Below are 23,922 nucleotides of genomic sequence, written 5' to 3'. Positions count from 1 at the left end.
CAGGCGGCCTGGGTGCGTTCCCCGTTCAGACCGCCAAGGCCTTGGCGCCTATTGCGGGTCCGCGACCCGCTCCGGCGCCGACTGCGGCTGCGGGCGCCCCATCGCCGCCGCCGCGGCCGCCCGCATGCCCTCGGTGAGCTCCTCCGCGCTCGCCGCCGACTTCGGGTCGAACAGCCACTGGATCATCAGGCCGTTCAGCAGCGCCTGGTAGAACGCGCCCAGCGTCCGCTCCTCCCGTTCGGTGATCTCCTCCTCCGGGGTCCCGGCGAGCATCGCGATCAGACCCCGGCGCCCCTCGGCCTGCGAGGCCGCGAGCAGCGCCCGAAGATCCGGCATCCGGTCGCGGGCCAGCGCGACCTCCAGGCTGGCCGCCCAGACCGGACCCGCGTCGTCCCGGTGGGCGAGGAAGCCGTCCCAGACCGCGCGGAACCGTTCCAGCGAGCCGCCCTCGCCTTCCACGCCGTCCTGGAAGACCGCGCCCAGCTCCTGCATCAAGGCGATGAAGGCCTCGGTCAGCAGGGCGTCCTTCGAACCGTAGTGATAGCCGATCGAGGCCAGGTTCGCGCCCGAGGCCTTCACGACGTCTCGCGCCGTGGTGCGCACGAAACCCTTCTCGACCAGGCACTTCTTGGCGCCTTCGAGCAGATCTTCACGATGTCCCATGCCGCCACCGTAGCAAGACAGCCGTCACAGACGGAAGTTCAAGACAGCCGTCCCATACAAACGTCATAGACAAACGTTTATGACGTCTGTACATTACTGCTCATGACGAACCCCGCTGCCACAGCGCGCCTCGCCGGCCGCCGCGAATGGACCGCCTTCACCGTCCTCGTGCTGCCGCTGCTCCTGGTCTCGATGGACGTCTCCGTCCTCTACTTCGCCATCCCCGCCATCACCCGCGAGCTGGACCCCAGCGCCACCCAGCAGCTCTGGATCTTCGACAGCTACGCCTTCGCCCTCTCCGGCCTGCTGATGACGATGGGCTCGCTGGGAGACCGGATCGGCCGGCGCCGGCTGCTCCTGATCGGCGCGGGCGCCTTCGGCCTCGCCTCGGTCGCCGCCGCCTACGCCACCAGCGCGGAGATGCTGATCGCGGCCCGGGTCCTGCTCGGCATCGGCGGGGCCACCCTGATGCCCTCCACGCTGGCGCTCGTACGGAACCTCTTCCAGGACGCCAAGCAGCGCGGCCAGGCGATCGCGATCTGGTCCGGGGTCATGACCGGCGGCATCGCCCTCGGTTCGGTCCTCAGCGGACTGATGCTGAACCACTTCTGGTGGGGTTCGGTCTTCCTGATCAACGTCCCCGCGATGGTGCTCCTGCTGGCCCTGGTCCCGGTGCTGGTCCCGGAGTTCAAGGATCCCGCCCCCGGCCGCTTCGACCTGCTGAGCGTGCCGCTGTCCATGGCGGCCGTCCTGCCCGTCGTCTACGGCCTGAAGGAGATCGCCGCCGAGGGCTTCGAGCCCCTCTACCTGGGCAGCGTGGCCGTCGGCCTGGCCTTCGCGTACGTCTTCGTCCGCCGCCAGCGCACCCGTGACGACGCGATGGTCAGCCGGGCACTCTTCCAGGGCCGCGGTTTCGGCGCGGGCGTCGGCCTCAACACCGTCGCCGCCTTCGCCATGATGGGCTCGGCCTACTTCACCACCCAGTACCTCCAGTCGGTGCTGGGGATGGGCACCCTCGAGGCCGCCCTGTGGAGCCTCGCCCCGTCCGTCGTCATCGGCGCCGCCGCCCCGGCCTCCGCGGCCCTGGCCCAGAAGGTGGAGCCGGCCTACGTCATCGCGGGCGGGTTCGTGCTGGCCGCGACCGGATTCGCCCTGATCGGCCTGGTCGGCGAAGACTCGCTGTGGCTGCTGCTGACGGGCGCCGGCGTGCTCGCCTCCGGCCTCGTCACCGTGATGTCGCTGGTGTCGGCCATGGCGCTGGGTTCCGCCCCCGCGGAGAAGGCCGGCTCGGCCGCCTCCCTGCTGGAGACGGGCCAGGAGTTCGGCGGCGCCCTCGGCATGGCCCTGCTGGGCAGCCTCGCCACCGCGGTCTACCGCGCCGACCTCGCGGACTCCGAGCCCGCGGTCCGGGAGACCCTGGGCGGCGCGGTGGCCACCGCCCAGCAGCTCGGCGGAGCCGCGGGCGAGCAGGTGCTGGCCCTGGCCCGCGAGGCCTTCGTCCACGGCATGCAGTACGCGGCCTGGGGCGGTACGGCGCTGCTGCTCGCGGCGGCCGTGCTCGCCGCGGCTCTGATGCGCGGGATCGAAGCCCCTGCCCCGGCCGCGGCGGAGCAGGCCCCGGTTCCCGGAGACGGCGTGCAGGAGCCGACGTACAACTGATCGGGGAACCGACCACGGCGCGGGAGCCGTAGGACGCGAAAGGGCCCGGGGGTGCTCCCCCGGGCCCTTCCCCGTCGGTCCTGCGGATCAGCCGAGGCTGACCGTACGCGCCGAGACGGCGCCGATCTCGGCGGCGATGTCCGTGAGGACGTTCGCCGGGACCTCGGCGTCGACGGTGAGGACCGCGAGCGCCTCGCCGTGCTCCTCGGCGCGGGCGACCTGCATGCCCGCGATGTTCAGGCCGGCCTCGCCGAGCAGCTGGCCGACCTTGCCGACCACGCCGGGGCGGTCGGTGTAGCGCAGCACGACCATGAAGTCGGCGAGCGCCAGGTCCACGTCGTACTCGCCGACGCCGACGATCTTCTGCAGGTGCTTCGGACCCGCGAGCGTGCCGGAGACCGAAACCTCCTGGCCGTCCGAGAGGGTGCCGCGGACGGTCACCACGTTGCGGTGGTCGGGGGACTCCGAGCTCGTGGTCAGGCGCACCTCGACACCGCGCTCCTGAGCGAACAGCGGGGCGTTGACGTACGAGACCGTCTCGTCGACGACGTCCTCGAAGACACCCTTGAGCGCGGAGAGTTCGAGCACCTTCACGTCGTGCTGGGTGATCTCGCCGCAGACCTCGACGTCGAGGCGGACCGCGACCTCGCCCGCGAGGGCGGTGAAGATCCGGCCGAGCTTCTCGGCGAGCGGCAGGCCCGGGCGGACGTCCTCGGCGATGACACCGCCCTGGACGTTGACCGCGTCCGGCACGAGCTCGCCTGCGAGCGCGAGGCGCACCGACTTGGCGACCGAGACACCGGCCTTCTCCTGGGCCTCGTCCGTGGACGCGCCGAGGTGCGGGGTGCAGACCACCTGGTCGAGCTCGAAGAGCGGGGAGTCCGTGCAGGGCTCCTTCGCGTACACGTCGAGGCCGGCGCCGGCGACGCGGCCCTCCTTGATGGCCGAGTACAGCGCGGCCTCGTCCACGATCCCGCCGCGCGCGGCGTTGACGATGCGGACGGACGGCTTCACCTTGTGCAGGGCCTCGTTCCCGATGAGACCGAGGGTCTCGGGGGTCTTGGGCAGGTGCACGGTGATGAAGTCGGCAACCTCGAGGAGCTCGTCCAGCGTCAGCATCTTGACGCCCATCTGGGCGGCGCGCGCGGGCTGTACGTAGGGGTCGTACGCGACGACCTTCATGCCGAAGGCCGACATGCGCTGCGCGACCAGGACGCCGATGCGGCCGAGGCCGACGACGCCGAGGGTCTTCTCGCTGAGCTCGACACCCGTGTACTTGTTCCGTTTCCACTCGCCGTTCTTCAGGGCGGTGTTGGCCTGCGGGATGTTGCGGGCGGTGGCGACGAGCAGGCCGCAGGCGAGCTCGGCGGCGGTCACGATGTTGGAGGTCGGCGCGTTGACGACCATCACGCCGGCCTTGGTGGCGGCGGAGACGTCGACGTTGTCCAGGCCCACGCCGGCGCGGGCGACGACCCGCAGCTTCCTGGCGGCGGCGATGGCCTCGGCGTCGACCTTGGTCGCGGAGCGGACGAGGATCGCGTCGACGTCGACGATCGCGGGCAGCAGCTCGGCGCGGTCGGCGCCGTTGCAGTGCCGGATCTCGAAGTCCGGGCCGAGCGCCTCCACGGTGGCGGGCGACAGCTCTTCGGCGATGAGTACGACAGGTTTCGAGCTCACGTGGGTCCTCACAGGTCCAGTGCGGACGGCCGTCCCGACGGCCGCAGGCGGTGGAGGGGGTAGCCGCGTGGAAGACGCACGACACTGTGGGCCTGACGCGTATGTGTTGAGCAGTGTAGTGGCGGCGGCGGACCGAATTTCCGCCTGTACGGAAGGATCACCCGTCCGTGGTTGGCCGCCTTGGACAAGCCGGGGTGTCCCGCGGCCGTCCGGCCATGTGCCGCGGGGCCGGGACACACCGTCCCGGCCCCGCCGTTCACCCGATCAGCTCTCGCTGCTGTCGACCCAGCTCATCAGCTTGCGCAGCTTCTTGCCGGTGGTCTCGAGCAGGTGCGCCTCGTCGGCCTTCTTGTACTCGTTGTACTTCGGCAGACCGGCCTTGTACTCGGCCATCCAGGTGTTGGCGAACTCGCCGCTCTGGATCTCCGCGAGGACCTGCTTCATCTCGGCCTTGGTGGCGTCGGTGATGATCCGCGGGCCGGTGATGTAGTCGCCCCACTCGGCGGTCTCGGAAACCGACCAGCGCATCTTCTCCAGGCCGCCCTCGTACATGAGGTCCACGATGAGCTTCAGCTCGTGCAGGCACTCGAAGTACGCGATCTCCGGCTGGTAGCCGGCCTCGGTCAGGGTCTCGAAACCGGCCTTGACCAGCGCGGAGGCGCCACCGCACAGGACGGCCTGCTCACCGAACAGGTCGGTCTCGGTCTCCTCGGTGAAGGTGGTCTTGATGACGCCGGCGCGGGTGCCGCCGATGCCGGCCGCGTACGAGAGCGCGAGGGCGAAGGCGTTGCCCGAGTGGTCCTGCTCGACGGCCGCGATACACGGAACGCCGCGGCCCTCCTCGTACTGGCGGCGGACCAGGTGGCCCGGGCCCTTCGGCGCGACCAGGGCGACGTCCACGTTGGCCGGGGGCTTGATGAAGCCGTAGCGGACGTTGAAGCCGTGGCCGAAGAAGAGCGCGTCACCCTCCTTGAGGTGGTCCTTGATGGACTCCTCGTAGATCTCGGCCTGGAGCGGGTCCGGCGTCAGGATCATGATGACGTTCGCCCACGCGGCGGCCTCGGCCACCGGGAGGACCTTCAGGCCCTGCTCCTCGGCCTTGGCCTTGGACTTCGAGCCCTCCTTCAGGCCGACGACGACGTCGACGCCGGAGTCACGGAGCGACAGCGCGTGGGCGTGGCCCTGGCTGCCGTAACCGATGACCGCGACCTTGCGGCCCTGGATGATGGACAGGTCGGCGTCGTTCTCGTAGAACAGCTCGGCCACTGGGATATCTCCTTGGTGCGCTGGTGTTGCTCCCACCGTACGGCGGGGAACGGAATCTGAGTTTCTCGGTCTCGCTATGCGAACGTGAGCGTGTCCGACGTGTCTTGCGTGTCCGTTGTACCGGCCGCCTCGCTCACGTCGGGCACGGGCGGCACGTCAGGCGCTGCGGTCGAGCGCGCGCAGGCTGCGGTCCGTGATGGACCGTCCGCCACGCCCTATGGCGATCGTGCCGGACTGCACGAGCTCCTTGATGCCGAAGGGCTCCAGCATCTTGAGCATCGCGCCGAGCTTGTCGCTGCCGCCGGTGGCCTCGATGGTGACGGCCTCCGGGGAGACGTCGACCGTCTTGGCGCGGAACAGCTGGACGATCTCGACGATCTGCGAGCGGGTCTCGTTGTCGGCGCGGACCTTCACCAGGACGAGTTCGCGCTCGATCGCGTTGTGCGACTCCAGCTCGACGATCTTGAGCACGTTGACCAGCTTGTTGAGCTGCTTGGTCACCTGCTCCAGCGGGAGGTCCTCGACGTTCACGACGATGGTGATGCGGGAGATGTCGGGGTGCTCGGTGACACCGACCGCGAGGGAGTCGATGTTGAACCCGCGGCGGGAGAACAGCGCGGCGATCCGGGCGAGGATGCCGGGCGTGTTCTCGACCAGGACGGAGAGCGTGTGCTTGGACATGTGAGGCGTTCTCTCTCTCGGCTCTCTCGGCTCAGTCGTCTTCGTTGTCGCCGAAGTCGGGACGGACGCCCCGGGCTGCCATGACCTCGTCGTTGGAGGTGCCGGCGGCGACCATCGGCCACACCATGGCGTCCTCGTGGACGATGAAGTCGATGACGACCGTACGGTCGTTGATCGCGTTGGCCTCGGCGATGACCTTGTCGAGGTCGGCCGGGTCCTCGCAGCGCAGGGCGACGCAGCCCATGGCCTCGGACAGCTTGACGAAGTCCGGGACGCGGGTGCCCTTGCGGGGGGCGACGGACTCGCCGAGCTGCGAGCCGACGGTGTCGTGGCCGGTCTCGTCCGCGTGCAGCACGGTGTTCGAGTAGCGCTGGTTGTAGAACAGCGTCTGCCACTGGCGGACCATGCCCAGCGCACCGTTGTTGATGATCGCGACCTTGATCGGGATGTTGTTCAGCGCGCAGGTGACCAGTTCCTGGTTGGTCATCTGGAAGCAGCCGTCGCCGTCGATCGCCCAGACCGTGCGCTCGGGCATGCCGACCTTGGCGCCCATGGCGGCCGGGACCGCGTAGCCCATGGTTCCGGCGCCGCCGGAGTTCAGCCAGGTGCGGGGCTCCTCGTACTTGACGAAGTGCGAGGCCCACATCTGGTGCTGGCCGACACCGGCCGCGAAGACCGTGCCCTTCGGCGCGAGCGCGCCGATGCGCTCGATGACCTGCTGCGGCGAGAGGCTGCCGTCCTCGGGCAGGTCGTAGCCCAGCGGGTACGTGTCGCGCCAGCGGCTGAGGTCCTTCCACCAGGCGCTGTAGTCACCGGCGTTGCCCTCGGTGTGCTCGGCCTGGACGGCCTGGATCAGGTCGGCGATGACCTCGCGGGCGTCACCGACGATCGGGACGTCGACCGCGCGGTTCTTGCCGATCTCGGCCGGGTCGATGTCCGCGTGGATGATCTTGGCGAACGGGGCGAAGCTGTCGAGCTTGCCGGTGACGCGGTCGTCGAAGCGGGTGCCGAGCGCGATCAGCAGGTCCGACTTCTGCAGCGCGGTGACGGCGGTGACCGCGCCGTGCATGCCGGGCATGCCGACGTGCAGCGGGTGGCTGTCGGGGAAGGAGCCGAGCGCCATCAGCGTGGTGCAGACCGGGAGGCCGGTCAGCTCGGCGAGGACCTTCAGCTCGGCGGTCGCGCCGGACTTCATGACGCCGCCGCCGACGTACAGCACCGGGCGCTTGGCCTGGCAGATGAGCTTGGCGGCCTCGCGGATCTGCTTGGCGTGCGGCTTGGTGACCGGCCGGTAACCGGGGAGGTCCTGGGCGGGCGGCCAGGTGAAGGTGGTCTTCGCCTGCAGGGCGTCCTTGGCGATGTCGACCAGGACCGGGCCGGGACGGCCGGTGGAGGCGATGTGGAAGGCCTCGGCGATCGTCCGCGGGATGTCCTCGGCCTTGGTGACCAGGAAGTTGTGCTTGGTGATCGGCATGGTGATGCCGACGATGTCCGCCTCCTGGAAGGCGTCGGTGCCGATCGCCTTGGAGGAGACCTGGCCGGTGATGGCGACGAGCGGGACGGAGTCCATGTGCGCGTCGGCGATCGGGGTGACCAGGTTCGTGGCACCCGGGCCGGAGGTGGCCATACAGACGCCGACCTTGCCGGTGGCCTGCGCGTAGCCGGTGGCGGCGTGGCCGGCCCCCTGCTCGTGGCGGACCAGGATGTGACGGACCTTCTTCGAGTCCATCATCGGGTCGTACGCGGGGAGGATGGCGCCGCCCGGAATGCCGAAGACGGTGTCGCACCCCACCTCTTCGAGAGAGCGGATGAGGGACTGCGCGCCCGTGACGTGCTCAACTGCGGCGGACTGCTGTCCGCCGGAACGGGGCCGCGGCTGCGGATGGTGGGCCCCGGTGGCCTGCTCGGTCATCGGCATTCTCTTCTCGAAGCTGAGGGTTTTACGAGGATTCGACTCTGTGCCAGTGCAACAAAAAACCCCTCGTGCCGGGAGGCAAGCGAGGGGAGCGCGTCGGGTGCGTTGAGCGGGGACATGCTGGTCCCAGCTTCAGCCGACGCGCTTTCCAAGTACGAGAATTCGGGTGCGCATGACACTGACCCTCCCTCCGGCGGGAGGGTGATGTCAAGTAGGTGGGACGGGCGTCTCATTATGTGAGCCTCTGCGGATGGCCATCGATCCCCCGGGGGAACCGCCGGCCAGAGCCGGCTGGGCCGTTCCGCCCGGTACTGGGAAAGTACCGCGCACCAGCGCGCGCCGCAGCCTGTATTCATCGAGTGGCCCGGAGAAGGCCATCCCCTGGCCGTGCGTGCACCCCATGGCGCGCAGTGCCATGACCTGCTCGGGGAGATCCACCCCGTCGGCCACCGATTGCATGCCCAGGTCGTTTGCGATCCGCAACAATCCCGCGGTGATCTTGTGGAGGCGGGCCGATTCCACGACGCCCTCCACCAGGCCTCGATCCAGCTTCAGCATGTCCACCGGCAGCCGGCGCAGGGCGCTGATCGCGGCATAGCCGCTGCCGAAGCCGTCCAGGGCGATGCCCACCCCGAGCCGGTGCAGAGCCGTGAGGCGGCGCTCCAGATCGTCGAAGGGCACTCTGGGGTCGGAAACGGCGAGCTCCAGGACCAGGGCCCCGGAGGGCAGCCCGTGCCGGGCCAGCAGCGCCTCCACGGAGCCCAGGGGCACGGCCCGGTCGAGCAGCCGCTGGGCGGTCATGCGGACGGCCACGGGTACGTCGTGCCCGGCCCGGTGCCGGTCGGCGGCCTGCTCCACGGCCTGCTCCAGCAGCCAGCGCCCCAGCTCGGCGCTGCGGGTGCTGATCCCCCTGGGGAAGCCGGGAGGGGTGTCCGGTCCCGCGGCGGCGCCCTCGCTGTATTCGGCCACCCGGAGGAACTCCGCCGGGGTGAAGAGGATCCCCTGGGCCGAGCGCCAGCGGGCCTGCGCCGCCACGGCCGAGACCTCGCCGGTGGCCAGCGAGACCACGGGCTGGTGCAGCAGGGCGAACTCCCCCTCGTGGAGCGCGGTCCTCAGCCGCCCCGCCAGCTCGGCCTTCCGTACGACCTCGGCCTGCATCTGCGGGGCGTACAGCTCGACGCGGTCCTTGCCGCCCGCCTTGGCCCGGTACATCGCGAGATCCGCGTTGCGCATCAGGTCCGAAGGGGTGATGCCGGGGTCGGCGAAGGCCACGCCGATGCTGGCCGCGACCCGGACCTCGCTGCCGGCGATCCGGTACGGCTGGGAGAGCGTGGTGCGCAGCCGGTCGGCGATCTCGCGCACCTGGTACTCGCGGGCGCTGCGGTCCCGGCTGCCGTCGCCGAGGATCAGTGCGGCGAACTCGTCGCCGCCGAGGCGGGCCGCGGTGTCCCCGGCGCGGACCGAGTCCTGGAGCCTGCGGGCGGCCTCGATGAGCAGCTCGTCGCCGGCCTGGTGGCCGATGGTGTCGTTCACCGCCTTGAAGCCGTCGAGGTCGATGAAGAGCACGGCGGAGCTGTGGTCGCCCGTGCGCCGGCCGGTCAGGGCCTGGCGGACGCGGCGCGTGAACAGGGCCCGGTTGGGCAGGTCGGTCAGCGGGTCGTGTTCGGCGCTGTGCTGGAGCTGGGCCTGGAGGCGGACCCGTTCGGTGACGTCCCGGCTGTTGAGGATGAGCCCGCCCTGGTGGCGGTTGACCGTGGACTCCACGTTGAGCCACTCGCCGCCGCCTGATTTGAAGCGGCATTCGATCCGGGTGGTGGGCTCCTCGGCCGGCGGGGCGGCGAGGAAGCGGCGTACCTCGTGGACCACTCTGCCGAGGTCGTCGGGGTGGATCAGGGTGGCGAGCTCGGTGCCGACCAGCTCCTCCGCCTCGCGGCCGTAGACCCCGGCGGCGGCGGGGCTCACGTACCGCAGGGTCCCGGTGGGTGCGGCGATCATGATGACGTCGCTGGATCCCTGCACCAGGGAGCGGAAGTGGTTCTCCTTCTGCGCAAGTTCCTGGGTCAGCGCGATGTTGTCGAGGAGCATGATGCCCTGGCGGATGACGAGGGCGAGCACGACGGTGCAGCCGGTGAAGACGACCACGCGGTCGACCTTCCGGCCGTCCACGACGTTGTAGAGGATGCCCAGGGTGCACACGGCGGCCGCGAGGTACGGAGTGAGGGCGGGCAGCGACCCGGTGATGGGGCGGCTGTGCGGCCTCTCGACGCGCCGGGGTCCCACGGGTTCCGGCCCCGGGTGGACGCGCCGGGCGCCCCAGGGGGCGTACGCGAGCAGCAGCGAGCCCGCGAACCAGCCGGCGTCGAGCAGCTGGCCGGACTGGTACTCCGCGCTGAGCAGCGGCGAGGTGAAGAGGGCATCGCTGAGCACGGTCAGGGCGAGCGCGGCGATGGCGGTGTTGACGGCGGAGCGGTTGGTCTCGGACCGCCGGAAGTGCAGGACGAGGACCATCGAGACCAGCGCGATGTCCAGGAGCGGATAGGCCAGGGAGAGGGCGGCGCGCGGGACGCTGCCGGGGGCGCCGGACTGCGCGGTCTGCGCCGCGTGGGCCAGCGCCAGGCTCCAGGAGAGGGTGAGCAGGGAGCCGCCGATGAGCCAGGAGTCGAGCCCGAGGCAGACCCACCCGGCGCGGGTGACCGGGCGTTTGGCCAGGACGAGGAGGCCCACGATGGCCGGCGGGGCGAAGCACAGGAAGGCGAAGTCGGCCACCGAGGGCTTCGGCACGGCCTGGCCGAGGACCACCTCGTACCAGCCCCAGACCGCGTTGCCGGAGGCGCCCATGAGGGAGGAGAAGGCGAAGAGCACCCAGGCGGGGCGCTCGCGGCTGTCGATCGCCCGCGCGTAGGAGTAGCAGGAGACCGCGGCGAGCAGGCCGGCCGCGCTGAGCCCGAAGTCACCCATGATCTCGGCGACTTCCTCTGAGCCCCAGTTGAGGGCGGCGCCGACGGCGTATCCCCCGCTGACCAACGCGAGGAGCAGCTGCATGGCCAGGCCCCTGCCTCCGCCGGAGAGGGACGGACGGTTCAGGAGCGCCGCCCCCGGGGCGCTCACCGGTCCCCCTCGCCGGCTGGTTCCGGCGCAGCCCAGTCCCGGCACCGTCGCCTCCGGCGGCTGTGCCGCGTCGGATCCTTCGTCCATTGGCCGTGCATCGCCCGTCGCCCCCCAAAGTGTCCGATCACTCCCCAGCGCCAGACGTTCGTGGCGCAGCCCCTTCTTCCGGACGATACACCACTTTCGTCACTCAGGGACATACTTTATCTACGCTCCGTTACCACGCGGGGAGTTGTGGTCCACTGAGTGCATTCGGGTGACTGCGGAGCGTGTGTACCGCGTGTCATGTGGTGATCAGTACCGTGTGCTCCACGGGCTCTCCGGCGGCGAACCGGGTGAGCTGGCGCGCCAGCATGCGCTTGGCCCGCGGCTCGAACGCCGTGCTGCTGCCGCCGACATGGGGCGTGATCAGGACGTTCGGGGCGTGCCAGAGCGGGTGGCCGGCGGGCAGCGGTTCCGGGTCGGTCACGTCGAGCGCCGCGCGCAGCCGGCCCGACTCGACCTCGGCCAGCAGGGACTTGGTGTCGACGACGGGGCCGCGGGCGACGTTGACCAGCAGGGCGCCGTCCTTCATGCGGCCCAGGAACTCGGCCCCGGCCAGCCCGCGGGTGGTGTCGTCCAGCGGGGTCGTGAGGATCACCACGTCGGCGCCCGGCAGGAGTTCGGGCAGATCGGCCAGGGCGTGGACGGGTCCGCGCGGTGCGGTGCGCGCCGAGCGGGCGACGCGTGTGATCCGCTCGCACTCGAAGGGCACGAGCCGGTCCTCGACGGCCGAGCCGATCGACCCGTAGCCGATGATCAGTACGGACTTGTCGGCGAGGGCGTCGTAGACGCCGAACCGCCATTCCTCGCGGTCCTGGCCGCGGACCATGCCGGGGATGCCGCGCAGGGAGGCGAGGGTCAGCGCGAGGGCGAGCTCGGCGGTGCTCGCCGTGTGCACCCCGGCCGCGTTGCACAGACGCACGCCGGGGCGCAGGTCGCCGAGGCCGCCGAGGATGTGGTCCGTGCCCGCCGTGAGGGTCTGGACTACCTGGAGGGCGGGCATGGCGGCCAGCGGACGCACCGTGACCGCAGGGGACTTCATGTACGGGGTGACGTAGAAGACGCAGTCGGCGGGATCGGCCGGGAAGTCGTCCTCCCCGTCCCAGTGGCGGTACGTGAAGGTGCCGGGCAGTCCGCCGATCTCCTCGGCGGGGAACGGGAGCCAGACGTCGCGTGTCTTTACAGTCATGATCACGAGGCTATGCCAAGCGTTCGGATCAAGCCGTTGGTTAGGTTGTGTGCCGGACCGGGAGGGGGACGCACGGGTGGAGCGCAGGTCGATCGGGGCGGGGGCGCTGGCGGTGGGCGCCGTCGGGCTCGGCTGTATGCCGATGAGCTGGGCGTACGCGCCTTCGCGGCGGCGGGGTCAGGAGTCGCTGGCAGCGGTGCACACGGCGCTGGACCTGGGGTCGAACCTGCTGGACACGGCCGATCTGTACGGGCCGTTCACCAATGAGCTGCTGCTGGGGCGGGTGCTGGCGGAGCGGCGGTCGGAGGCGTTCGTCTCGGCCAAGGTCGGGTTGCGCGCCGGCGACCAGCACGTGGTGGCCGACGGGCGGCCCGGCTATCTGCGGCGGGCCTGCGACGCCACGCTGCGGCGGCTGCGGACCGATGTCATAGACCTCTACCAGCTGCACCGGGTCGATCCGGACGTGCCGGTGGAGGAGACCTGGGGCGCGATGGCGGAGCTGGTGGGCGCGGGGAAGGTGCGGGCCCTCGGGTTCTGCGCGCTGGGGGCCGGGGCCGGGCCGGGGGCCGGGCGGCGCGGGGACCGGGCGTACGGGACGACCGTGCGGCACCTGGAGCGGGCGCAGCAGGTGTTCCCGGTGAGCGCGGTGCAGGCGGAGCTGTCGGTGTGGTCGCCGGAGGCGGCCTGGCAGCTCCTGCCGTGGTGTGCGGCGCGCGGCGTGGGGTTCCTGGCGGCGATGCCGCTGGGCAGCGGGTTCCTGACGGGGACGCTCACTCCGGGTGAGGGCTTCGAGTCGGAGGACGTGCGGGCCAGGCATCCGCGGTTCACGGCGCACGCGATGGCGTCGAACCAGGCGCTGGTGGCGGGTCTGCGGCGGGTGGCGGGGCGGCACGGGTCCGGGGTCACGGTCGCGCAGGTGGCGCTGGCGTGGGTGCTGGCGCAGGGGCCGCAGGTGGTTCCGGTGCCGGGGGCCGACCGGGCGCGGTGGGCGGCGGAGAACGCGCGGGCGGCCGAGGTCCGGCTGACGGCCGGGGACCTGGCCGAGATCGCGGCCCTGCCGGTCGCGGTGGGAGCCTGGGACTGACCGGGCCCGGGACGCACAACCACTCGATCGGGTGTACGAGTGATGGAACTTCGGGAACCGCCGCGGCTGTTGAGTCTGTGGAAGGGCAGGATCGGACGACCGGAAGGGAGCAGGGCGATGCGATACGGAAGTCCTCGCGGGCGGCAGGTGGGGTACGGGGCCTTGGGCACGCGGCGCCGGGGCGTGCTGGCGGCGGTGGCGCTGGCCGGCTGCGGCGCCCTCCTGGCGGCGGGATGTTCGCCGTCGGGAGGCCCGGGCGCGGGGCCGAGAGCGGAGCCGGGGAGTTCTCCACCGGGCACGGCAGCGGGCTCGGGGCCGGCCGGCCCGTCGGGTAGTGCGTCCGCCTCGCCGTCGGCGTCCGGCCCGCCTGCGAAGGGCGCGGTGACGGTGACCGGCGAGGTCGCCAAGGGCCTGGAGTCGCCGTGGGGCGTGGCCCCGCTGCCCGGTGGGGACCTGCTGGTGGCCTCGCGGGACAAGGGGACGGTCAGCAGGGTCGCGGTGGGCTCGGGCGCGGTGACGCAGATCGGCGAGGTGCCGGGGGTGGCACCGGGCGGGGAGGGCGGGCTGCTGGGTCTGGCGCTGTCGCCTTCCTTCGCCTCGGACCGGCTGGTGTACGTGTACTTCACGACGGAGTCCGACAACCGCATCGCCCGGATGCGCTATGACGAGCAGCGGCCCGCCGGGCAGCAGCTGGGCGCGCCGGACACGGTGCTCCGGGGCATTCCCAAGGGTCTGATCCACAACGGCGGCCGGATCGCCTTCGGCCCCGACAAGATGCTCTACGCGGGGACGGGCGAGACCGGTGAGACCGGGCTCGCGCAGGACAAGAAGTCGCTGGGCGGCAAGATCCTGCGGATGACCCCGGACGGGGATCCGGTGCACGGCAATCCGGAGCCGGATTCGGTCGTCTACTCCTACGGGCACCGCAATGTGCAGGGGCTCGCGTGGGACAAGGACAAACGCCTGTGGGCGGCCGAGTTCGGCCAGAAGGCCTGGGACGAGCTGAACCTGATCGAGCCCGGTGCGAACTACGGCTGGCCGGAGGCCGAGGGGAAGGCGGGCAGGCCCGGCCTGCGGGATCCGGTGGCCGTGTGGAAGACCGACGACGCCTCGCCGAGCGGGATCGCGTGGGCCGAGGGCTCGGTGTGGATGGCCGGGCTCAAGGGGAACCGGCTGTGGCGGATCCCGCTGGCCGGGGCGGAGCCGGTGGCCGAGCCGGAGGCCTTCCTGGAGGGGAAGTACGGGCGGCTGCGCTCGGTGGTGTCCCTGGGCGGGGACCGCTTGCTGCTGGTGACGAGCGAGACGGACGGGCGCGGGTCGCCGGAAGCGGGCGACGACAGGATCCTGACACTGACGGTGCGGTGACCGGCTTGACCCCGCCGGGGTCCGAAAAGGGTGGTGGATTCGGTGTTCAACATGATCGAGGAGCTCTTCAACCCGGGACGCAAGCACACGGACGAGGAGAAGAAGCGGCTGGAGCTGTCCCGGGTCGACGCCGATGACGGGGACCCGGGACGGGGGCCGATAGACCTGGACTCCGGTCAGGTGCTCATACGCCTCGGTGAGCGGCCTCCCGCCGGGGACTGACCGACCCTGGCGGGGCGAAGAGCCGCAGCCGGTGGGCGAGGGCGGCCGCCTCGCCACGGCCTGCGACCCCCAGCTTGGCCAGGATGTTCGAGACGTGGACGCTCGCCGTCTTCGGGGAGATGAACAGCTCCTCGGCGATCTTGCGATTGGTGCTGCCGGCAGCCACCAGGCGCAGGACGTCCCGCTCTCGGCTGGTCAGGCCGAGCGCCTCCACCGGGTCCGCCTCCGGTGCGGGCAGGGCCGGGGGTGTGTCGGCGGGGGTCAGCGGGAGCCGGGCGCGCTGGGCGAGCAGGGCCAGGTCCTCACGCAGCCGGCGTGAGCCGAGCCGGTCGGCGGTGGCGTGGGCGTCGCGGAGCAGGGCTGCCGCGGAGTCCCGGTCGCCGCCGGCGGCCAGCAGGGCCTCCGCGAGCCGGTGGCGGGCCCGGGCCTGCAGGTACGGGCGCTCCAGCGGGCGGACGGCCGCTTCGACGGCGGTCCAGTCGGCGACGGTGTCCCGGTCCTGTGCCCGCAGCAGCTCGGCGCGCAGGTACTCGGCGTGGGCGGTCCACACCGGAACCGGGGTGGCGAGGGTGCGGGCGGCGGTGCGCAGCACGTCCAGTGCGGCGGCGCGGCCGGCGTCGGCGGCGGGAAGGCCCCGGGAGTCGGCCTCGGCCGTGGCGGCCGCGAGGAGCAGCGGCCAGGCGTACCGGTGCTGGCCGAGCGGGAACCCGTATGCGACGGCGGCGGCGACCTCGGAGCGGACGTCGGCGATCCGGCCCTCGCCCGCGGCGATCCCGACCGCGAGGCGGAAGAGCGGTATCCGGTGCTGTGGCTGGGTGTCGTGGGTACCGAAGTGGGTGTGTGCGGCGGCGAGTTGGTGGGCCGCCTCGGTCAGCTCTCCCCGGGCCAGGGCGAGGTAGGCCAGCCGTGCGGAGGCGGATCCGCGCGGGGCGGCGCTCTGGCCGACGAGCAGGGTGCGCCGGGCCGCGGCGGTGGCCTCGTCCCAGCGGCCGAGGCTGTAGAGGCTCTCCGCCATGTTGCCGCGCACCCATGCCTCGGTGTCCAGCAGCCGTGCCCTGCCGACGAGTTCCGCTCCCTCTTCGGCCAGCTCCACCGCTTCCCGTGACCGTCCCATGCTTTCCAGCTGAGAGGTGAGGTTGATATGTGCACGTCCCGCAAGCATCGTGAGCCCGAGTTCGGTGGCCCGGTCCTTGACCGCGCGCAGCTCGGCGAGGCCGGTCTCGCCGGTGCCGGCGTCGGTGAGGAGACAGCCGACCGTGATCCGGGCGTTGAGTTCCACTTCCTCCGCGCCGACCATCCGCGCGTAGGCGACGGCGCGCTGGGCGGCGTCGAGGTTGCCGGGACCCGGGTTGTGGAGCATGCCCCAGCCCGCGGCCCGGACGAGGACCTCGGCGTGCACCTGGGACGGGGGCAGCCCCTGGACGAGCTCCTGCGCCTTGGCGATCTCCTCCCAGCCGTCGCTGCGGCCGAGGCCGGCGACCAGGCGGGAGCGCTCGGTCCAGAACCAGGCGGCCCGCAGCGGGTCGTGGCCGTCCTCCAGCGTCCTCAGTGCCGTCTTGGTGATCTTCAGGGCGCGTTCCCGCTCCCCGCCGTAGCGGGCCGCGACCGTCGCCTCCGCCAGCAGGTCGAGCCGCTGCAGCGGGGTGGTGGCCGGATCGCAGCCGCACGGCGGGTACACGTCGGTGTCGTCCGCCGGGCGCAGCGCCTCGCGGACCTCCTCCGGGGTGCTGTCCCACAGGTCCATGGCCCGTTCCAGCAGGCGCAGCTGCTCGGAGTAGGCGTGCCGGCGGCGGGCGGCCACGGAGGCGGCGAGCACGGCGGGCAGCGCCTTGGCCGGGTCGTTCGCCCGGTACCAGTAGTTCGCCAGCCGGATGACCCGCTCCTCGGCGCGGATCAGGGAGTCGTCGGCCTCCAGCGCTTCGGCGTAGTGGCGGTTGAGGCGGGAGCGCTCACCGGGCAGCAGGTCGTCGCTGACGGCCTCGCGGACCAGCGAGTGGCGGAAGCGGTAGCCGTCGCCGTCGGGGGTGGCGAGCAGGATGTTGGCGCCCACGGCGGCCCGCAGGGCCTCGATGAGCTCGTCCTCGGTGAGCCCGGCGACGGCGCGCAGGAGCGGGTACTCGACGGTGGAGCCGCCCTCGGCGACGATGCGGACCACGCGCTGGGCCTCGTCCGGGAGCACCTCGACGCGGACGAGGAGCAGGTCGCGCAGGGATTCGGTGAGTCCGGCGCGGCAGCCGCTCGCCTTGGAGGCGACGAGTTCCTCGACGAAGAAGGCGTTGCCGTCGGAGCGCTCGAAGACGGAGTCCACGAAGGCCTCGTCGGGCTGCGAGGCGAGGATTCCGGCGAGCTGGCGGCGTACCTCGGCCCGGTTGAAGCGGGGCAGCTCGATGCGCTGGACGGTGCGGAGCCGGTCCAGTTCGGCAAGGAGCGGGCGCAGCGGGTGGCGGCGGTGGACGTCGTCCGCGCGGTAGGTGGCGACGACGACGAGCCGGCCGCTGCCGAGGGTGCGGAAGAGGTAGGAGAGCAGGTGCCGTGTGGAGGTGTCCGCCCAGTGGAGGTCCTCCAGGACGAGGACGACGAGGCGTTCGGCGGCGAGGCGTTCCAGCATCCGGGCCGTCAGTTCGAACAGCCGGGCGGTGCTCTCCTCGTCGTGCGGGCCACGGGGGGTGTCGCCGAGTTCGGGGAGGATCCGGGCGAGTTCGCCCTCCTGGCCGGCGGCAGCGGCGGCGAGCTCCTCGGGGAGCTGCCGGTGCAGGCTGCGCAGGGCCGTCGAAAACGGGGCGAAGGGAAGTCCCTCCGCCCCGATCTCCACACAGCCTCCGACGGCGACCACGGCGCCGCGGCGGGCCGCTTCCCCGAGGAACTCCTCGGTGAGGCGGGTCTTGCCGACCCCGGCCTCTCCCCCGATGAGCATCGCCTGGGGCTCCCGGCCTGCGGCGCGGGTCAGTGCGTCGGTGAGCAGGGCCAGTTCGTCGGCTCGGCCGACGAACACCGGGCTGACAGATCTGGTCTCCACGTCGCCGAGCATCGCACAGACGTCCTGCTCGGCGGCACTCGTTATCGCTGCGCTTCTCATCACGTGTCAGTTCACGCGTGTCGCGGCGCGGGTTACGCGGCGCGGGCGAAGCGGCCGCGGTGTCCTCTCACCGCCGCTTCGGGTTCCTGGCTCCGTGCCGAGGCGCGGCGTGCCTTCTTGGCCTCCCGTACCAGGCGGTACTCGTCGGCCTCGCGGATGAGGTCGGCGGTGCGGGCGGTTGCGATCTCGTACTCGAACATCTCGTACTCCCTGGTTGCGCTGCTCGGGCACCTCGTTCGGTGTGGTCCAAGCTTCGCGTCCCAGGGGGTACCGGCACATCGGTCGCATGCCGCATCTGCCGGGGGCAGGGGGCCTTAGTCCAGGGCGGAAGGTCGCCCTGGCGGACTCAGGAGACCTAAGGCAGTGCCTAGGAGCGGTCCTAGCCGGCTGCGCCGGCTGCCTTCGGGATGGCGAGGAGGAGGTCGAAGTACATGAGGACGAAGAGCAGGATGCCCAGGGCGCCCAGGGCGATGCCCGCCCAGGAGACGGACCGCACCCAGGCGGGAAGGGTGCGCTCGGGGGTGCCGAAGGCGGGCAGGGCCAGCACGAAGACGGCGATGATCAGGGCGAGGGTGGAGAAGATGCCGTTCACCAGGGCGGTGGTGTGCCACGGGCCGACGAACTGGGCGGCGATCTGCGCGTTGGCGTCGGCGGCCTGGGAGAGCTCAAGGCGGCCGGTGATGCTCTTGCGCTCGGACACGATGCCGGCGACCCAGCTGCCGCTGAGGGCGACGACGGAGAGACCCGCGGCGACGATCGCGGAGGCGGCGGCTCCGACGTGGCTCGGCTGCGCGTCCTCGGCCTGGTCCTCGTCGAAGCTGTCGTCGTCCGGCTCCCCGTCGGTGAGCACGGCGTCGGCCTCGGCCTCGGCGGCCTGGGGGGTCTCGGCCTTGGTCAGGTCGGCCGGGGTGGTGTCCGCCTCGGAGGCGTTCGTGGCGGGGGTCTTGGTGGTGTCCATGCGGGGCACCGTAGGCGGCCCGTCTGAGAGTCTCATGAGAAATGCGGCGGGCCCCGCCGCGGCGGGGGCCCGGGCCGGTCTCAGGCGGGTCGGTCCGCGGACCACTCGTGGGCGAGGACGGCCCAGATCTCGGTGCTCTGGCGCACGCCCCGGTGCAGGTGGTTCTCGCGCATGACGCCCTCACGGGTCAGTCCGAGGCGCTCGGCGACCGCGATGCTCTTCTTGTTCCCGGTGGCGACGTGCCACTCCACGCGGTGCATGCCGCGCCCGTTGAACGCCCAGTCGATGAGCACCCGGCAGGCGGCGGTGACCAGCCCGCGTCCGGCGGCGGCGGGCTCCAGCCAGCAGCCGACCTCGCAGTTGCCTGCGGCGGCGTCGAAGGCCGGGTAGAGCACTCCTCCGACGAGCGTGCCGTCGACCCAGATGCCGAAGAAGCGGGTGCCGTCGTGCGCGGCCTTCTCGGCGTTCGAACGGAGCAGCTCGCGCGCCGAGTCCAGGTCGGTGGCACGGTCGGGGAAACCGACGAACTGGCCGATGAACTCGCGGCCCCGGTCCATGTGGGCGAGGAACTCCTCGGCGTGCCACACCTCCAGCGGCCTCAGCTGGGCGTTTTCGGCCAGGTCTATCGCGAACATGCGTGGAGTCCTTACGGCTGGTCAGCGGGACACGGGTACGGAGTCAGCCGGCTCCGCGCTGTCTTCGCTCGGCCGCTGTGCCGGAAGTTTCGCACGCGGGCCGCGGTCCGGGGGCTCGATGCTGATCCGGGGCAGCCGCCGGTCGAGCCAGGCCGGCAGCCACCAGTTGGCGCCGCCGAGCATGTGCATGAGGGCCGGGACGAGCAGGGTGCGCAGTACGAAGGCGTCGAGGGCGACGGCCGCGGCGAGGGCGATGCCGAACATCGCGATGATCCGGTCGCCGCTGAGGACGAAGGCCAGGAAGACGGAGATCATGATGACGGCGGCCGAGTTGATGACCCGGCTGGTCTCGGCGAGGCCCACGCGGACGGCCCGCCGGTTGTCGCCGGTCTCCAGCCACTCCTCGTACATCCGGCTGACGAGGAAGACCTGGTAGTCCATCGACAGTCCGAACAGGACGGACACCATGATCACCGGCAGGAAGGGTTCGATGGGGCCGGCGCTGCCCAGGCCCAGCAGTTCGCTTCCCCAGCCCCATTGGAAGATCGCCACGATGACACCGAACGAGGAGGCGACGGCGGCGACGTTCATGGCCGCCGCCTTGACCGGGATGCCGATGGACCGGAAGGCCAGCAGCAGGAGCACGCAGCCCAGGGCGATGACCACGGCGACGAAGAGCGGGAGCTTGCCGATGATGACCTCGGCGAAGTCGTCGTAGCCGGCCGTCACGCCGCCGACGTGGACCTCCATGGAGTTGCCGTGCCCGGCGCGCGGGATGACCTCCTCGCGGAGCGTGTCGACGAGGTCGCTCGTGGCCCGGGACTGGGGGGCGGAGTCGGGTACGACGGTGAGGACGGCGGTGTCCCCGCTCCGGTTGAGGACCGCCGGGCCGGTGGAGGCGACGCCCTCGGTGGTGCGGAGTGCCTCGGCCAGCTGGTCCACGGCGAGCCGGTCGCCCGCGCCGTCCAGGCGGGCGACGACGGTGAGCGGGCCGTTCGTACCGGGCCCGAACCCTTCCGCCAGCAGGTCGTAGGCCTGGCGGGTGGTGGAGCCGGCCGGGTTGTTGCCCTGGTCGGAGGTGCCGAGGTGGAGGGAGAGCGTGGGCAGGGCCAGCACCAGCATGACCGCGGTGGCGACGACGCCGAGCAGCTTGGGGCGGCGCTCCACGAAGGCGGACCAGCGGGCGGCGAAGCCGGTGGTGTGGTCGGGCCGCGGGCCCTCGGCGGCGAGCCTGCGGCGTTCGCGCCGCGACAGGGCGCGCATGCCGATGCAGGAGAGGAGGGCCGGCAGCAGCGTGACCGAGGCGGCCACCGTCAGGATCACCGTCACGGAGGCCGCTATCGCGACGCCGTTGAGGAAGTTGAGGCGCAGCACCAGCATGCCGAGCAGCGCGATGCAGACGGTGGCCCCGGCGAAGACGACGGCCCGGCCGGTGGTGGCGACGGCGTTCTCGGCGGCCTCTTCGACGGGCAGTCCGCGGGCGAGGCCCTTGCGGTGCCGGGTGACGATGAACAGCGCGTAGTCGATGCCGACGCCGAGCCCGACGAGGGTGCCGAGCATCGGGGCGAAGTCGGCGACCGGCATCGCGTGGCCGAGCAGGGTGATGCCGAAATAGGCGGTGCCCACGCTGACCAGGGCGGTCGCGATGGGCAGCAGGCTCGCGGCGAGCGAGCCGAAGGCCAGGAAGAGGACGAGGGCCGCGACGGCGACGCCGATGACCTCGGCGACGTGGGCGGTGGGGGCCTCGGTCAGGGCTATGGCGCGGCCGCCGAGTTCGACCTGGAGGCCGTCGGTCTCGGTGGCCGGGTTCTTCGCCGCGTGGACGACCGCCTTGGCCTGGGCCTTGGGTACGGAGTCGGCCGGCCGGTCGAAGGTCACCACGGCGTAGGCGGTGCGGCCGTCGGGGCTGATCCGGGCGGCGCCCTCGGGGCCCGGGCCGTAGGGGCCGGCGACCGAGCCGACGCCGGGGAGCGCGGCGACGGCGTCGAGCGCGCGGGTCATGCGCTGCTCGACGCCGGGGCTGCGGACGCTCTGGTGCTCGGGGGCCCGCCACACGATGGTGTCGGTGTCTCCGCCTTGGCCCTGGAAACCCTTGCGGAGCAGGTCGTGCGCCTTGCCGGACTCGGTGCCGGGGACCTCGTAGTCGTTGGAGAACGCCGATCCGGCGGTTGCTGCGGCCGCCGCGGTCCCCCCGAGGGCGAGCAGCCAGATCAGTACGGTGAGGAGTCGGTGCCGCATGCACCACCGTGCGATCGCTGCCAACGGACGTGCTCCCTGATGGTTCGGGTCTTTACCGGGAGACAGCCCGTCGCAAAGAACGCGTGAACTCGTGAAGGCCTGGCCGGAGGTCCGGAGGATCGCCCCGGAAGTCCTGGCCGTGATGGTCTACACCTCAACGATCTCAGCGATTCGTGATCGTTGGCCCCATTCGTGTGCATTGTCACAGGCGGGGCGGGAGGTGCGGGACCTTGGTCACCGTGAGGTCTGGCCGGAGGGCTCGCGGCGGCTGTGAAGGTGGTCCCGGTCGTCGGGCTCGTCGACCCGGTAGCCCGGGATCGAGGGCCATCGGACGGTGAGGACGACGGCGTCCTCCTCCGCGTACCAGGAGTGGTCGACGCCACGCCCCCAGAGCACGTAGTCGCCCTGCTCGGCGAGGACGACGGTCCGCCCCGGGAACTCCAGCCGGAAGCGGCCGCTGATCAGCACCAGCAGCGCGGTGCGCTTCTCCGCGGTGGCCCAGCGCTCCCGCTCGTCGCCCTTCGGGTGCACGCCCCACTTGATCTCCACGTCTTCGCTGTGACGGGGGTCGGAGGGGTCCTTGAAGTGGCCGAGGAGCCAGCCGCGGTCGGCTGCCGCGTCGGGGGTGGCCTTACCGGTGTAGATGGTGGAGTCGTCGTTCACGGGGGTGAGGCTAATGCAGTTGTGCGGCCCGGGCGGACACTGGTCAGCTGGGCCGATGACCATGGATCACGATGAACTCCTGAAGGTGCGGGCCGCCTACGACGCCCGGATGCGCCGGGACGCCCACCCGGACGCGGCGCAGGCCCGCGTGGAGCGGGCGGGCGCGGTCGTCCGCCAGACCGTGCCCGGCCTCGGCTGGAACGGCGTGCTCTGGTCGGACCTCGACGAGGAGACGGCGGACGCGGAGATCGCGGCGCAGGTCGCGCACTTCGCGGGACTGGGGACGCCGGAGTTCGAGTGGAAGCTCTACGACCACGACCGCCCCGCGGACCTGGGCACACGGCTCCGGGCGGCGGGTTTCGCACCGGAGCCGCCCGAGACGCTGATGGTGGGCAAGGCGGCGGAGCTCGCCGCACTGCCCGTGGAGCCGCCGGAGGGCATCACCCTGCGGGTCGTGACCGACGAGGCGGGGGTGGACCTGATGATGGAGGTCCACGCGCGGGCCTTCGGCACCGAGCGGCCGCAGATCCGGGAGCAGATGCTGAGCCTGCTGCGGGAGGCACCGGACACCATCGCGGCGGTCGTGGCGATGGCGGGCGACACCCCGGTCAGCGCGGCCCGTATGGAGATGCCGCAGGGTGCCCCGTTCGCCGGACTCTGGGGCGGCGGTACGGACCCCCGGTGGCGCGGGCGCGGCATCTACCGCCTGCTGGTGGCCCACCGGGCCCGCCGGGCAGCGGAACTGGGCATCCCGTACCTCCAGGTGGACGCGTCGGCGGACAGCCGCCCGATCCTGGAGCGGCTGGGCTTCGGGGTGCTCGGGGTGACGACGCCGTACGTGTGGACGGCGGCCTGAGCCGGCGGCTTCCCCCCGCACGGGACCAGGGGGCAGGATCGCCCTCATGGAACGAACGGAAAGCACGGAGAGCACGGGACGCGCGGAACGCCCGGAACACCCGGAACGCCCGGAACGCGTCGAGCGCACCGGACCGCCCCTGACCGGCAACGAGCGCGACACGCTGCGCGCCTACCTCGACTACCACCGGGCCACCCTCGCCTGGAAGTGCGAGGGCCTCACCGACGAGGAACTGCGCCGCGCTTCCATGCCGCCGTCCACCCTCACCCTCCTCGGCCTGGTCCGGCACATGGCCGAGGTCGAGCGCCACTGGTTCCGCCGCACCCTGAACGGGGAGCGGCTGCCCCACCTCTGGTCCGACACCCACGACTTCCAGGCCGCCTACGACTCCAGCGGCGCCACCCGCGAGGAGGCGTTCGCGGCCTGGGAGGCCGAGGTCGGGCACGCCCGCCGGATCGAGGCGGCCGCCGAGTCCCTCGAGGTGACGGCCTACGTGGCCAGCTGGAAGGAGGAGGCGTCGCTGCGCTTGGTCATGCTCCACCTGATCCACGAGTACGCCCGGCACAACGGTCACGCCGACTTCCTCCGCGAGGCCATCGACGGCACCACCGGGGCCTGACGGAGT

General features: G+C 71.8%; 19 protein-coding genes. 6 read left to right on the top strand and 13 right to left on the bottom strand.

The window, feature by feature from the left end; genetic code table 11:
• Positions 1-48: 48 nt before the first annotated feature.
• Complete coding sequence (locus ACIPUC_RS23320; protein WP_446591830.1) at positions 49-663, bottom strand: TetR/AcrR family transcriptional regulator; 615 nt, start codon at positions 661-663, stop codon at positions 49-51.
• Between the two features lie 102 nt (positions 664-765).
• On the opposite strand from ACIPUC_RS23320, the gene ACIPUC_RS23315 reads away from it, so the two are divergent.
• Positions 766-2,322, top strand: a complete 1,557-nt coding sequence (locus tag ACIPUC_RS23315) for an MFS transporter (RefSeq protein ID WP_446591828.1) — start codon at positions 766-768, stop codon at positions 2,320-2,322.
• 87 nt (positions 2,323-2,409) lie between these two features.
• Here ACIPUC_RS23315 and serA read toward each other — a convergent pair whose 3' ends face one another.
• The 6 genes from serA to ACIPUC_RS23285 form a co-directional block, all read right to left on the bottom strand.
• Complete coding sequence (gene serA, locus ACIPUC_RS23310; protein WP_446591827.1) at positions 2,410-3,999, bottom strand: phosphoglycerate dehydrogenase; 1,590 nt, start codon at positions 3,997-3,999, stop codon at positions 2,410-2,412.
• A 264-nt stretch (positions 4,000-4,263) separates the two neighbouring features.
• Positions 4,264-5,265, bottom strand: coding sequence for a ketol-acid reductoisomerase (ilvC, locus tag ACIPUC_RS23305; RefSeq protein ID WP_446591826.1), 1,002 nt, complete (start codon positions 5,263-5,265; stop codon positions 4,264-4,266).
• Between the two features lie 156 nt (positions 5,266-5,421).
• Positions 5,422-5,946, bottom strand: coding sequence for an acetolactate synthase small subunit (gene ilvN / locus ACIPUC_RS23300; RefSeq protein ID WP_030010002.1), 525 nt, complete (start codon positions 5,944-5,946; stop codon positions 5,422-5,424).
• 31 nt (positions 5,947-5,977) lie between these two features.
• Entirely contained in the window at positions 5,978-7,864 is a 1,887-nt protein-coding gene (locus ACIPUC_RS23295; RefSeq protein WP_446591824.1) for an acetolactate synthase large subunit, read from the bottom strand.
• 204 nt (positions 7,865-8,068) lie between these two features.
• Positions 8,069-10,969: a putative bifunctional diguanylate cyclase/phosphodiesterase gene (locus tag ACIPUC_RS23290; RefSeq protein ID WP_446591822.1), complete on the bottom strand. Its 2,901-nt coding sequence runs from the start codon at positions 10,967-10,969 to the stop codon at positions 8,069-8,071.
• Between the two features lie 283 nt (positions 10,970-11,252).
• Positions 11,253-12,200: a 2-hydroxyacid dehydrogenase gene (locus ACIPUC_RS23285; protein ID WP_446591821.1), complete on the bottom strand. Its 948-nt coding sequence runs from the start codon at positions 12,198-12,200 to the stop codon at positions 11,253-11,255.
• A 76-nt stretch (positions 12,201-12,276) separates the two neighbouring features.
• Between ACIPUC_RS23285 and ACIPUC_RS23280 the strand changes: the two genes are divergently transcribed.
• The 3 genes from ACIPUC_RS23280 (at position 12,277) to ACIPUC_RS23270 (ending at position 14,871) form a co-directional block, all read left to right on the top strand.
• Positions 12,277-13,284 carry an aldo/keto reductase gene (locus ACIPUC_RS23280; RefSeq protein ID WP_446591904.1) on the top strand — a complete coding sequence of 336 codons (1,008 nt, stop codon included), beginning with the start codon at positions 12,277-12,279 and terminating at the stop codon, positions 13,282-13,284.
• Between the two features lie 117 nt (positions 13,285-13,401).
• Positions 13,402-14,649 (top strand): PQQ-dependent sugar dehydrogenase, encoded by a 1,248-nt coding sequence (locus ACIPUC_RS23275; RefSeq protein ID WP_446591820.1) that lies wholly within the window; start codon positions 13,402-13,404, stop codon positions 14,647-14,649.
• A 42-nt stretch (positions 14,650-14,691) separates the two neighbouring features.
• A complete protein-coding gene (locus tag ACIPUC_RS23270; RefSeq protein WP_446591819.1) occupies positions 14,692-14,871 on the top strand; it encodes a DUF6191 domain-containing protein in 180 nt (59 codons plus the stop codon).
• On the opposite strand, the gene ACIPUC_RS23265 is transcribed toward ACIPUC_RS23270, so the two are convergent.
• The 6 genes from ACIPUC_RS23265 to ACIPUC_RS23240 all read right to left on the bottom strand — a co-directional run bounded on the left by ACIPUC_RS23265 (position 14,834) and on the right by ACIPUC_RS23240 (position 22,441).
• Positions 14,834-17,899: a helix-turn-helix transcriptional regulator gene (locus ACIPUC_RS23265; RefSeq protein ID WP_446591903.1), complete on the bottom strand. Its 3,066-nt coding sequence runs from the start codon at positions 17,897-17,899 to the stop codon at positions 14,834-14,836. The two genes, ACIPUC_RS23270 and ACIPUC_RS23265, sit on opposite strands and share 38 nt — an antisense overlap.
• A gap of 80 nt (positions 17,900-17,979) precedes the next feature.
• On the bottom strand, positions 17,980-18,147 hold the full coding sequence (locus ACIPUC_RS23260) for a hypothetical protein (protein WP_446591818.1): 168 nt from the start codon (positions 18,145-18,147) through the stop codon (positions 17,980-17,982).
• A gap of 179 nt (positions 18,148-18,326) precedes the next feature.
• Positions 18,327-18,905, bottom strand: a complete 579-nt coding sequence (locus tag ACIPUC_RS23255; protein WP_446591817.1) for a hypothetical protein — start codon at positions 18,903-18,905, stop codon at positions 18,327-18,329.
• 80 nt (positions 18,906-18,985) lie between these two features.
• Positions 18,986-19,540 carry a GNAT family N-acetyltransferase gene (locus ACIPUC_RS23250; protein WP_446591816.1) on the bottom strand — a complete coding sequence of 185 codons (555 nt, stop codon included), beginning with the start codon at positions 19,538-19,540 and terminating at the stop codon, positions 18,986-18,988.
• A 21-nt stretch (positions 19,541-19,561) separates the two neighbouring features.
• Positions 19,562-21,802, bottom strand: coding sequence for an MMPL family transporter (locus tag ACIPUC_RS23245; RefSeq protein ID WP_446591815.1), 2,241 nt, complete (start codon positions 21,800-21,802; stop codon positions 19,562-19,564).
• A gap of 210 nt (positions 21,803-22,012) precedes the next feature.
• Positions 22,013-22,441, bottom strand: coding sequence for a signal peptidase I (locus ACIPUC_RS23240; RefSeq protein WP_446591813.1), 429 nt, complete (start codon positions 22,439-22,441; stop codon positions 22,013-22,015).
• Between the two features lie 61 nt (positions 22,442-22,502).
• Between ACIPUC_RS23240 and ACIPUC_RS23235 the strand changes: the two genes are divergently transcribed.
• Positions 22,503-23,297 carry a GNAT family N-acetyltransferase gene (locus tag ACIPUC_RS23235; protein WP_446591901.1) on the top strand — a complete coding sequence of 265 codons (795 nt, stop codon included), beginning with the start codon at positions 22,503-22,505 and terminating at the stop codon, positions 23,295-23,297.
• 46 nt (positions 23,298-23,343) lie between these two features.
• On the top strand, positions 23,344-23,916 hold the full coding sequence (locus ACIPUC_RS23230; protein ID WP_446591812.1) for a DinB family protein: 573 nt from the start codon (positions 23,344-23,346) through the stop codon (positions 23,914-23,916).
• The last annotated feature ends 6 nt before the right edge of the window (positions 23,917-23,922 follow it).

The organism is Streptomyces sp. LARHCF249 (assembly GCF_052871255.1).
This window is presented reverse-complemented; position numbering and strand designations above follow the sequence as displayed.